This window comes from Mesorhizobium sp. M5C.F.Ca.IN.020.29.1.1 (genome assembly GCF_003997375.1).
In the GTDB taxonomy this organism is placed as follows: Bacteria; Pseudomonadota; Alphaproteobacteria; order Rhizobiales; family Rhizobiaceae; genus Mesorhizobium; species Mesorhizobium wenxiniae.
The window spans coordinates 1-11729 of the sequence record NZ_RZSW01000155.1; the positions used below are offsets into that span (position 1 = coordinate 1).

Annotated in this window: 10 protein-coding genes and 1 pseudogene; 3 read left to right on the forward strand and 8 right to left on the reverse strand. The window is 61.3% G+C overall.

Going from position 1 to position 11729, the window contains the following annotated elements; translation table 11 throughout:
* Positions 1–919: 919 nt before the first annotated feature.
* Positions 920–1231, forward strand: a complete 312-nt coding sequence (locus EOA85_RS14665; RefSeq protein ID WP_164759666.1) for a hypothetical protein — start codon at positions 920–922, stop codon at positions 1229–1231.
* A 658-nt stretch (positions 1232–1889) separates the two neighbouring features.
* Here the strand turns inward: EOA85_RS14665 and EOA85_RS14670 are convergent.
* From EOA85_RS14670 to EOA85_RS14685, 4 genes are all read right to left on the reverse strand, one after another.
* Positions 1890–2123 carry a hypothetical protein gene (locus EOA85_RS14670; protein WP_127209919.1) on the reverse strand — a complete coding sequence of 78 codons (234 nt, stop codon included), beginning with the start codon at positions 2121–2123 and terminating at the stop codon, positions 1890–1892.
* Positions 2124–2367: 244 nt separating this feature from the next.
* Positions 2368–2910: a DUF924 family protein gene (locus EOA85_RS14675; RefSeq protein ID WP_245316518.1), complete on the reverse strand. Its 543-nt coding sequence runs from the start codon at positions 2908–2910 to the stop codon at positions 2368–2370.
* A gap of 149 nt (positions 2911–3059) precedes the next feature.
* The gene (locus EOA85_RS14680) at positions 3060–3629 is read right to left on the reverse strand and encodes a GNAT family N-acetyltransferase (RefSeq protein WP_127209921.1); all 570 of its coding nucleotides are present in this window, start codon (positions 3627–3629) and stop codon (positions 3060–3062) included.
* A gap of 297 nt (positions 3630–3926) precedes the next feature.
* Positions 3927–4451, reverse strand: coding sequence for a cupin domain-containing protein (locus EOA85_RS14685; RefSeq protein WP_127209922.1), 525 nt, complete (start codon positions 4449–4451; stop codon positions 3927–3929).
* A gap of 12 nt (positions 4452–4463) precedes the next feature.
* On the opposite strand from EOA85_RS14685, the gene EOA85_RS14690 reads away from it, so the two are divergent.
* A complete protein-coding gene (locus EOA85_RS14690) occupies positions 4464–5423 on the forward strand; it encodes a LysR family transcriptional regulator (protein WP_127209923.1) in 960 nt (319 codons plus the stop codon).
* A gap of 453 nt (positions 5424–5876) precedes the next feature.
* On the opposite strand, the pseudogene EOA85_RS14695 reads toward EOA85_RS14690, so the two are convergent.
* The 4 genes and pseudogenes from EOA85_RS14695 to EOA85_RS14710 form a co-directional block, all read right to left on the reverse strand.
* A pseudogene (locus EOA85_RS14695) lies at positions 5877–6615 on the reverse strand (SDR family oxidoreductase).
* Positions 6616–7032: 417 nt separating this feature from the next.
* Entirely contained in the window at positions 7033–8286 is a 1254-nt protein-coding gene (locus EOA85_RS14700) for a DUF5996 family protein (protein WP_127209924.1), read from the reverse strand.
* Between the two features lie 96 nt (positions 8287–8382).
* Positions 8383–9318: a pirin family protein gene (locus EOA85_RS14705; RefSeq protein ID WP_127209925.1), complete on the reverse strand. Its 936-nt coding sequence runs from the start codon at positions 9316–9318 to the stop codon at positions 8383–8385.
* 175 nt (positions 9319–9493) lie between these two features.
* The gene (locus tag EOA85_RS14710) at positions 9494–10387 is read right to left on the reverse strand and encodes a LysR family transcriptional regulator (protein ID WP_127209927.1); all 894 of its coding nucleotides are present in this window, start codon (positions 10385–10387) and stop codon (positions 9494–9496) included.
* 152 nt (positions 10388–10539) lie between these two features.
* Here EOA85_RS14710 and EOA85_RS14715 point away from each other — a divergent pair, with 152 nt between their 5' ends.
* Complete coding sequence (locus EOA85_RS14715; RefSeq protein ID WP_127209929.1) at positions 10540–11184, forward strand: hydrolase; 645 nt, start codon at positions 10540–10542, stop codon at positions 11182–11184.
* Positions 11185–11729: the final 545 nt, after the last annotated feature.

Sequence of the window (11729 nt, forward strand, 5' to 3'; positions counted from 1 at the left end):
GCGTCGAGTTCATCCCCGAGAATGGCGGCGGCGCCGGTGTAAGGCTGCGGAAAGCCTGACTGTCAAGCACGCCCTGCCGGGGACGAATGCCCTGCCGTTGCCAAATCTATTCAGAGGTTGAAAGGCTGAGCGGAACATCCGGCCAAGCCTGAGGTTAGAAGGATCATGCCTCGCTTTTACTTCGATTGGGATGAAAGTACGAGCTCGCTATCGTCGATGACATTGGCTTGGAGTTGCCGGATTTGGCGGCCGCCAAAGCGGAAGCTGCGCAAGCTCTCGCTGAATGGTCAAAGAATGTAATACCCAGAGCCGATCGGCAGGAACTGGCAATCACTGTACGTGACGGGCACGGCGACCCCTGCTTGAGAACCCATCTCATCTTCGAAGCAATCGTTCTACAGTTTCCAAACTGAGGCACACCCAAAGCAGATCTAGCAGCAGCGGCTTTCTGAACGCTTCTTTTTTCTTATCGGGCCATGCTTGCGTTTTCCCTGAGGGGGTTTTGCGTCCAGAGCCCGTCCCGGTTGAGAGGTCCGGAACGGGCCCGAAACCCATGGCGCTAGATTCACCCGATCCCAAACTTCTAGTCAGCGCAATGTCCCATCGCGTGGCGATCATTTTGCCTCGCGAAAGTCCTGCAGCGAGGCATGCCGAAGGTCTTCCTCGCCAACGCGGGTGTTTGACGCGGCCGATCAGTGGCGTCCGCTCCCCCGCCGCTACGAATTCCCGCCACGTAATTCGTTCGCATGTTTCGTTTCCATTAGCTTTAGCTCATGTATCTGCCAGCCAGGCGAGCTCCCCTAAGGCTCGCTGGTCAGGCCCAGCGGCCTCTAGCTGCCACCCTCCGCAACCAAGCCGCTGGACCGTCTCCGCTAGCGAAGCGCGCTGTCTGGTATATTAGCATCCTCTTGACTACATAATGCGCCGCCCCAGAATCGAATGGCTAGGGGGCATCAAGATCGGTGATGAGGTGGCGATAACCGCGACAGTCCGTCGGCGCGTCACCGAGGACAGGATCAGCGTCTCCATCCCCTCCTATGGGTTCCCGCATTCGATCGTTGACAAGACGGTGAAGCGCGGCCACCAGATCGAACTCGTCGGGGACGTCCTGCGCGTCGATGAGGGCAAGGTGACGATCGGTCTAAGCCCGGCGGTCACGGTGGATATCGATAAGGTCAGGCTGGTGACCAGCTATGTCCCGCCCGAATCGGAAGACGCCGCTGGTGGATAAGCGGACTTGATGCTGCATCAGCCCGAAATAGCGCTGGCTGGGCGAGATATCTTTCAGCCCTGAACGGAACCCAAATGGCGGTTGCAAGTTGATTACATGGTAGAAACGGAAGGCACCCACCCGTTTCAGGCCACATAAAAAACCCGCTCCGGTTGCCCCTCGGCCGGGCGGGTTTCTTCCTAGCTAGTGCGGCAACATACTTATGATGGCGATCGCCGCTGCCACGGCTAATACGCCAAGGATAATGGCGACAAGACGCCATCGCTTCGGGGAAATCTGGCGACGTGGCCAGGCTGCTGTTGCGGCATCATAGGCACTGTAGAGGCGCCGACCATTCTCGCCGTAGCGACCGCCGCTGTCATAACGCCGACGCGCCTCGCGCGGCCTGGCGCCGGCTTGGCGGCTGGCGTCTTGTTTGCTGGTCTGGATTTAGCGCCAGTCCGCCTTGACGATCCGGCGAGTGTAGGTGCGCTCAACCTTGATGACGGCATCCTCCACTGTCTTTGTCAACGCTCGACGCTTCAACGGAAAGGTCTAAGCCGGGCCGTTGAATGCCGTCTACCTCTACAAAGGAAATGCGGGGCTATCGCTTACCGGTGGCCGATATTGAATCGCCAGCGGCGGCAATATTCTAGCCATTCCCTACGGTTGGACAGTGCTACGGGCCGTCATTGACACGCTCGGCTATGGCGAACGCTTGAAGGTTCTTGGCCTTGCCGTGATCTTGGTCCGCGTTTGAAATGATCGAGAAGAACGCCGCCCTGGCTATGTCCTTCTTGGATGCCTTGGGGTGCGCCTTCTTGACAGCTTTCAGCAATTGCTTCGGTGACATGTCCGGTGCCACAACACGCATGAGCGTATCGGCAATTGCCTGCATCTCGCCCAATTCCATGACAAACTCCACGTTGGTTTCGGGGCAAACCATAGCACCCGCAATTTGTTCCGGGAACGTACATAAGGCGTTCATCGATTAGGGGGTGCTTATGTCTAACGCCAGTCCGCCTTGACGATTCCGCGAGTAAAGGCGCGCTCGACCTCAACTACCCCCTCCTCCTTGGTCTTGACCGTCCCGCGCGCGCCGCCCCCGAGCGCTGTCGCGGTGCTCAACAAGTTGGCTGCCAACAACGTTGTCCACCTCATCCTGCGAACCCTCCGTTGGCCAGGAAATGCAGCTCCTCCGCGGTGCTTTCACGCGAGAGAATAGCGTTGCGATGGGGAAAGCGCCCGAAGCGGCGGACGATCTCTCGGTGGTGCTTCGCCCGCGCGAAATATGGCTCGCCCAGCTGGTGAGCCAGCGACACGGACAGATCCTGATCGACGAGATCCTCCGAGTGGCCGAAAGGCAGATAGTAGAAGAGCCGCAGGTCCTGAGGTCCTTGCCTGTCGTGTCCGAGCTCAATCGCCGTGGAAGCGAGCCGACGTGCCTTTTCATCGGTGGCGTACATGCGCGGCGATCCGCGGAAGGCGTTGCGAGGATACTGGTCCAGCAACAGGATCAGGGCCAGGCTGCCATAGGCGGACGCCATCCAATGATCGAGGGCGTGACTGGCGGCCGCGTCATGGGCGTCTGAGAAGCGATGCCGGAACCGCCGGTCGAAGGTTTCATCCTTTGCGAACCACAGCTCGGGTCCTGCCTCGCGCCAGAATGCGACGGCATCGACTGGGAAAATGGGCTGCATGGGGAGAGTGGGAGGGCTCTTCCATGCATCATCATGCGGGCGAGCCCGTCGAAGAGATGGCGACATCTTAAAGCTCCCGGTCTGGTTTGGTTACTTGCGTTTTGGATGGGTGCTCAGTGGAACCCAGCCCCCGGTTTGTCAGTGGGATATTAAGCGCCTCTGTTCATCACTGACTCAGCACGTCGATCGAGAGAGCGAACGTAACGAAGGACAACGCCGAGCTTGTCATCCGCGATGGTCTCGCTGAGCTTGAACCCGCAGGCTTCCAACACTCGACGCGATGCCTCCAAGTGTGGAAGCGTCCTTGCGGCGACACCGGTCACGATTGGGTCGGCAGAAACCCGAGCGAGGAGGAGGGCGACCGCTTGGCGGGCGTATCCATTTCGCTGGTGCGGCGCGGCGATCGAAAAGCCGATCTCCACGAGGCCGCGCGCGTCCGGGGGACCCTTGAAGCCGCAGAACCCGACAAGGCGGTTAGCCGCGATCACGTACCAGCCGCCATACTGCCCCAGCGCCGGATGGCGCTGCATCAGGTCCAGCAGCACGCGCCGATAGTGCTCTCCCCCGAACTCGGCCGGCCATTCGAGGGGCGGATCCACATCGAGAATTCGTGCGAGTCCGGCGACGCCCTGCTCTTCGATGGCAAGCAGTTCGGCCGTGATCGGAATGATACGAACGGGATGGGCGAATAGGGAGGCGTGATCGGAAGGCATGATCATCTGTTTGTTCGCTTGTGTAAGAACTGCTCGGCAGCCCTAATCCCGACCGGTCATTGCCGCAATCATAGCCGCTGCCGTCTCCACAATCGGGTCACGACGTCGGACAAGCGCGCGCGATGATCCTTGGGCGCGTAGCCGCGCTGCCGATGCAGTTCGTCGCGGGTCTTATGTGCCTCCTCGGATCCTCGAGCGGCTTCTCTCGAAGACGCACTGCGATGCGGCGACTCTAATCCGGTGAGCGCTGCCAGCTCCAGAAAAGCCTCCCGAGAGTACAGCCCATGCATGTGGGCGGCCCATTCAAACGTCAACGGCATCCAAGCCTCCATGCTGCGGCGTGTGAATGTCTGCTCCGTCGTTTGCATGGCGATCGACCATTACTGTGTCGAATTCGCCGAGCGTCGTGCGCAAATTGGAAACCTCCGTCGGATCCAGCAATCTCTCGATGAGACGGTCGATCTTCGGCGTCAGGATGATGAGGTAGCGGCTCGGCTCGATCGCCTGATAGGTGTGCGCAAGGCCGGCGGGCACGAAGACCGTCGTTCCGGGGGTGGCATCGACCTCCCGATCCAGGAACTTGAAGCGAAGCATCCCTTCCAGCACATGCCATGCCTCGTCGTCCGACTCATGTACATGCATCCAATCGGGGCCGGACATCGTCCACTCTCGAACAACGAGGGACGTTCCGACGGCGGAGATCGGAGGCGTGCCGGGTTTGGCAATGATTGGTTGCAGAACCTCAGCGGCTGCTCGTGACATGAAATTCTCCGTACGATTTGTCTGTCGCTGCAAATCGCACTTGCAGAGACCTGAATCCAGTGACATGTTTTCAGCGATATGCTGAATGAGATTGATCTATCGCGAGTTGACCTCAATCTGCTCGTCCTGTTCGAGGTCGTGCTGGAAGAGCGGCATGTCGGCCAGGCAGCGGAAAAGCTCAGTCTCTCGCCGTCGGCCGTCAGCCATGGTCTCGGCCGACTGCGGCGGCTGCTCAATGATCCGCTGTTCCTGCGAACACCGAAGGGCGTGGTACCGACGGAGCGAGCGATGGACCTGGCCGCACCGATCGCCGACATTCTCACGCGAACGCGCAGCGTTATCGCTACTGCCGAGCCATTCGACGCCGCCACATCCACGCGCCGCTTCACGATCGGCGCACCCGATGGCGTCTCGGCCGTTTTCCTGTCCCCGTTGCTTTCCGCCCTGCATGTGTCCGCACCGGGGGTCGATATCAGCGTCCGCCAGATCCTTCCGCCGCGTGCCGTTAGGACGACCGATAGTGTTTGGGAACCGGTTCTCCCGGACATTGAGGCGCGGGCGATGGATATTGCGGTGGTCCCGGCTGACAACGCCGTTCCGGCGCGCTTCGTCGCCCGGGCCCTCTACGAAGAGGATTTCGTGATCGCCATGCGAGCTGGCCACCCGTTCAGCAAGAATCCGACGCTAGATGCTTACTGCCAGGAGCAGCATCTGGTCGTTTCGCTCACCGGCGATGCCTACGGCTTCGTTGACGATTTTCTTGCCGAGCAGGGACGCACGCGCCGGGCTGCGCTTACCGTCCCCAACTTCATGTTCGCGCTCGGTGTGATCTCGGAGACGGATCTTATCGCTGCGCTTCCGAGGAGTTTTTTGGCAATGTATAGCCGGTATTTCGGCCTGGTCGGCGTAGAGCCCCCATTACCTCTCATTCGTTCGCGCATCTGCGCGATCACGTCGAAGGCTGCCCTGATGGATGCGGGTGTGGCATGGCTTTTCGACCTGCTCGAACGAACGGCGCGACCTTCAGCGACGGGATAGGAACCGGCCCGGCCCCAAGCTGGTACCCGGTTGCACCTGATCGCACAGGGTGCGGATACGCAGCGGATCCTCCCGATGAAATCTCCGCTGCTGGGATTCCGGTAAGGCCTCCTCAACGACTGATCGGTGCGCAAGTTGCCGGTCCGCTTAGTCTAGGTCAGGTCACGACTATGCCCTCCCCGACGCGAATGCCCGCCTTTCGATATTTGCGGCTCTAAGCCGCCATTCCGCTGTCGGCCCCTTTTCAGGCAAATTTGCCTGGTCTGGTTCTCGCCTTCAACTCAGTCGTTCAGACAAACTTTCCCTTCCGCCTGAAATCCAACGGCCCTGCCTTGTAGCGCCGGGCCTAAATGCGACCGGCAGGTTCGGTTTCGGCACATGCAGTCCGCGACGAGGCCGTGCTCGATGCAGCTTGCAGCAGGCGATTGGCCTGCTGGCGAATATCAAGTTGGCTCAGGCGATTGCACTGCCGTCGGCGGTCAAGATGGCGCCCGTAATCACGCTCGCGGCGGGACTTGCCAGAAAGACCACAGCGTTGGCGACTTCGCGCGGCTGGGCGTAGCGTCCCAAAGACGTCAGGCTTCGCTGGAAATCGGCAGCCTCGCCATCCGCCGGATTTGAATCCCTATCGGTCGCCCGGGCTGCAGAAGATTGACGATGATGCCGTTCGGGCCGAGTTCGCGCGAAAGACCGCGCGTGAAGGAGGTAAGTGCCGCCTTGGACATCGCATAAGCCGTTGTGCCTGGGAACGGGACCCGCTCCCCCAAGGCCGAACCGATCGTGATGATGCGTCCCCTTCGCTGAGATGCGGAATGACTGCTTTCGCAAACAGCACTGGCGCTCGCACGTTAATGTCCATCACGGCCTGATAGTCATTCACGTCGATGTCGGCGATCGCTCCAGTGTGGCCGATGGCCGCGCTGTTGACGAGGATATCGAGTCCACCGAGCGCCGAGACGGCTTCGCTCACAGAGCGCATGATAGCCTCCGGGGTGGCGCTGTCGGCTTGGATGGCGACTGCGCGACGCCCTGTGCGCTCGATGGATTTGGCCATCGCTTCAGCTTTTTTGGCCGAGCTCTGGTACGTGAACGCGACGTCAGCACCGTTCTCTGCCAGCGCCAGCGCGATCGCGGCTCCGATGCCCCGGCAAGCTCCAGTAACCATTGCACGCTTCCCATTAAGATCGATCATATGTTTGTCCTTTTCTACCATGTTGGTTCAAGCGCCCAGGCGATTGGCGTGAGACGCGGCAGGCGGTCAAAGGCCTGATCACCAATTTGGTTTCGGGATCTGTCACTTTCAGTGCGAGAAATGCCAAACTGTGTTGCGAAGGGGGAACGCCGGCCGATGGCCTCTCAAGCCGGACAGGGCGACAACCTTCCGGAGCGATGGCCGGTCCGATGCCACCGACTCGTTCAAGCCGGGCCTTTGCGCGAAGGGCAATTCCGGTTTCGGCTTACGCTTTCCTCGGTCGCGCCGTACCACGCATCGCTACTTCAGAGGACGGTGCCCTCAGTTCGATTGCGTTGGTGATCAAGCGACTTTGCGGGCCCGATACGCTTGGCGATGTCCGCGGCCTGTTGGTGTCTCGGCGGACAGCCACGCCCCCTATGATCGACGTAGCACGTCCTGCCATTCCGGATGACGGCCGATCTGCGCCTTTGCGAACGGGCAGAGCGGCATGATGATGACCCGGTCGCGCCGGGCATCCTCGACCGCCTGTCTCACCAGCCGCTCGCCGACCTTGCGGCCACGCAAGGCCGCCGGAACTTCGGTATGGTCAATGATGATCAACCTCTTACCGGCCCGGCTGTAGGTCATCTCCGCCTCGACGCCATCGATGATCAGCCGATAACGCCCTTTCGATGCTCCATCCTCGCGTTCAACCCGTTCGTCGCCGGCTGAAGGCGCATCCTTTGCCAGCGCCGCGTCCGGGCGGCGCACCTGACGCGAACGCCCTTGCGCGCATTCCAGCAGATCACGGTCCCATCTGCCCAGATCGGCAGCCGCCTCGTAGGTTGAGACTAGAAACTCCGTAAGGGCCTCATCGGGATCGGCCGCCGACTGCACGGCATCGTAAGGGAGGATGAATTCAGATAGGCCGTCGTGCCAGAACGCGGCATCGGGCCGGACCGTCGCGGCCCGGTAGCCGTTCGGCGTCGGATAGGCGTAGGCGTAGAAGGCAGGATAGTCGATGCCGCCGCCGCCCGGCCAGAAGCCCGCTGACGAGACCTCGCGGTCATAGGCCTCCTGGGCCACGTCGTCGGGCAAGGCGGGAATACCGCCGGGGTGGAGCGGGGCACGCCTCCCTGAGAAGCGCGTGACGGCCAGGTCGAGAGCGCCCCAGAACAGATGCACGGGACTGGATTTGCCGACAAAGGAGGTGCGGAACCGATTGAAAACCCTGTCGACCGCCACGAGCGCTTGGTGGAAGCGCTGAACGGCGTCGCGGTCATAGGGCCGCTCGCGATGATCTTCGGCGAAGGGTACGGGGTTGGGCACCTCGTTGGGTTGTCCGTTGAATGTCGGCGTGCCGCCGAGCTCCGAAATCAACTCCACGAAGCTGGCGTGGAACGCCGCGACGGTCATCGGCTCGAGTGCGAACGACGCCTTGCGCCCGTTGCCGCAGGTGCCCATGACCCTGTGCTCTCGAAGGTCGAACAGGACCTCGATGCCCGGACCGTCCGGTATTGGTGAGGATGCCAGTCCGTTCGGCGTGACATAGAAGGTCGCGTTCCAGGAATGGTTCAGCCACGGCGTATGCGCCAGCCGGTATTTGCCCGCGATCTGCAGGTAGAGATGCAGTGCGGAACAAGTCTCGCGCCAACTGAGGTAGTCGAGGTGGGGCCAGTTGTCGTTCATTCCGCCTTCTCCATTCAGCATCTGCCCTATACGGGAGCGATTCGTGTGGTCCGGATCGCTTGAATTGCGCCCGCGCAATCACTCCATCATTGTCACTCAGTCCGGAACAGGAATGTGCTCTTTCCGGTCATCGACGGGCAGATCGAAGCGTCCCTTGCCCCAATTCTCGGCGCGCCATTCGGCCTTGGCCTCTTCGATGCGCTCCCGGGGCGAGGCGACGAAGTTCCACCAGATGTAACGCGGTCCGCTGAGCGTTGCGCCGCCGAGGATCATCAGCCGCGCGCCCTGGTCGCCGGCCGCGACCGTTATCCTGTCGCCGGGGCGGAAGACCATCATCTGCGGTGCCTCGAAAGTCTGGCCGGCGATCGAGATCGAGCCTTCGACGATGTAGATGGCGCTGTCCTCGTGATCGTCCGGCATGGGCAGCCGGCTTCCCCGCTCGAGTTTCACATCGGCGTAGAACGTCTCGGAGAACATCGTCGCGGGCGCGACTTTACCGTAGGCGTTTCCAAGAATGAGCCGAACCGAAATGCCACTATCCTCGATCATCGGCAACGCCTCCTTGCCGTGATGTTCGAAGGTGGGCGCCATATCCTCATGCGTGTCGGGCAGGGCCAGCCATGTCTGGATCCCGAACAGACTGTTCGGACCGCTCCGGGCCGCCGCGGAGGTGCGCTCCGAGTGGGTGACGCCACGCCCGGCGACCATCCAGTTCAGCGCGCCAGGGCGTATTATCTGGTCGGCGCCGGTGCTGTCGCGGTGATGAAAGTCGCCGCGATAAAGGTACGTGATGGTGCCGAGCCCGATATGCGGGTGCGGACGGACATCGATGCCCTGTCCGGTCAATAGTTCGGCCGGCCCCGCCTGGTCGAAGAAGATGAACGGCCCGACCATCTGCCGCTTCGGCGCTGGCAGAGCGCGCCGGACCTCGAAGCCGCCGAGGTCGCGGGAACGGGGAACGATGAGGGTTTCGATCGCGTCGATTCCGACCTCATCGGGGCAGCCCGGTTCGATTGCCGGGTTCCAACTCATGCGCGCCATCCTCTCTTGGGCTTCCGGAATGTCTAAACTGGCGCACGACCGTCAACCGAACTAGCCCCGTGATACGTCAAGCTGTGTCGCAGCAAGTGGAACGTGCGGGCCATGTCGCCGAAGTAGGGCCACCGTCGAACACGGTTCCCTTGATAACCTTTGAACCGTTCGCGTTCTAGCGGCCGAGACCCCAAAGGTCCGGGTTCCGTTTGAAATACTCAGTCAGCATTTCGGTGAGCACCCGCACTTTCCGCGTGGGATGCTGACCCGGCAGACGGATGACATACGCGGCCCCCGGAGGTACCGGAAAGCGTGTCATGATCGGGACCAGCGCGCCGGAGGCCACATATTCATGTGTGATGCAATCGGGGAGCCAGGCAATGCCGAGACCTGCCGCCGCCGCGGCGGCAAGCGCCGTGGCGCTGTCGGCCTTGAACCTGCCCTGCGGCTGGACCGTAACAATTTTGCTGCCATCCATGAACTGCCAGGCTTCCGTTCCCTGCATGAGGGCCTGATGGGTGACGAGTTCGTCCGGAGTCTCGGGTGACCCGTGGGCTTCGATATAATCGGGGCTTGCGACAAGCTTTCCATGGATCGGCCCAACGCGCTTCGCGATCAGGTTGGAGTCCTGAAGGTAGGCGCCGCGGATCGCGCAATCAAAACCCTCTGCGATGAGATCGACGAAGCGATCGCTGTAGGAGGTATGGATGTGCAGCTGCGGGTGCTGGCGCGCCATGTCCGCGAGCACCGGGGCGAAGTGCGTTGGGCCAAAAGTAAGCGGCATGGCAACCCTCAAGCGGCCGCGCAGCTCGCCGGTCGGGAGGATCGTTTCCTTGGCGGTGTCGATTTCGGCGCTGGCCCGGGCCGCATGTTCCCTGAACGTGATCCCCGCCTCAGTGAGCGCGGCGCCGCGGGTCGTTCGTGCAAGCAGCTGAACGCCAAGTTCCGCTTCAACCCGCAACAACCGCCGACTGACGATTGATTTAGAGACGCCAAGCCGGCGCGCGGCCGCCGATACGCCCCCTGCATCCGCTACCGCGACGAATGTCTCTAGGTCTTCGATTTCCATTCTGGCGTTCCGTTTCTCGCGACACAGTTTACCGAACTATGGCACTACCGCATCGCGATGGGGGACGACAAGTTGCGGCGGGCGACGTCGCCGCTGACGGATGCCTACCGGAAAACCCGATGCCGCTTACAACAGCAGGAAAGGAAGTCGTAATGGCTTTTCGCAACGGCCTTGATTCGCTTCTTCGCCCCGAAGATTCGGTCCTCGTTCTGATCGATCACCAACCTTATCAGCTTGCAAACCTGAACAGCCACGATCCGCACATGGTGGTCAACAACACGACCGCGCTGGCGAAGCTAGCAAAAGCCTTCAATGTTCCGACCATTCTCACCAGCGTGATCGCGGCGCGCGGTGGACTTCTCTTTAAACAGATCACCGACGTACTTCCGGACCAGGAAGTCATCGATCGCACCTGGGTGAACACCTGGCAGGACGAGAATGTGGTGAACGTCATCAAGGCGACCGGCCGCAAGCAGCTGATCATCGCCGGCCTGTGGACGGAGGTCTGCGTCGCAATGCCTGTGATCCAGGCCGCCGGCGAAGGCTGGGACGTGACCGTGATCACCGACGCGTCGGGCGGGATTTCGAAGGAGTCTCACGAAGTTGCCATCCAGCGAATGATCGCGGCCGGCGCGAACGTGATGACCGTGATGGCGCTCGCTGGCGAATGGCAACGCGATTGGGCGCGCACCGAGCATGTCGAGGAGCTGACCGAGATTCTCATCCAGCACTTCGGCGGCAGCGGCATCGCGTATCTTTGGGAGCAGCAGCTTCTCAACACGCCAGTAGCTGGCTGATCCTGGCCGGCATGGCGAGCATTTCGGTGAGGGTCGGATCGATCCGTTTGCCGGCCCTCGCCGCCCTCACCTCACAGGGAAGCCCGCTCATGTCAGGCGATTGCGTGTGATCCCACCCGCCGCCTTTTGAATAACTCGCGGAGTTCCTCGATGCCTCCTACCTTCACCCTTGGCCTGCCGCGATCGTACTCCGTTTTGCGTATCGCAGGTCGAGGGCCTGACAGCAGTCTCCGTTACCAGACCTTCCTAGCCACCATCGCCGCTCTCGGGCACTGCTATTTGGGGCTTATCCATCTCCAAGTGCCATCAGGTTGACACTCGTTCCAGGCCAGGTCTCCGCCCGTGATAGCGCCAACGCTATAGAACTCGCCCTTGTAGATGCACCCCCACGCAGAGGCTTTGGTGGCCTCCCAAACGAAGGCAGGTGAACACATCATTACGCTATCACTGGCCCGCACCGTTGCGCCGGGGGAGTACCCCATGCCACCTAGCCAGCATCGCTGCTGTTCGAGTGGAGCTTGTTGAGCAATTGCCGCGCTCGATGC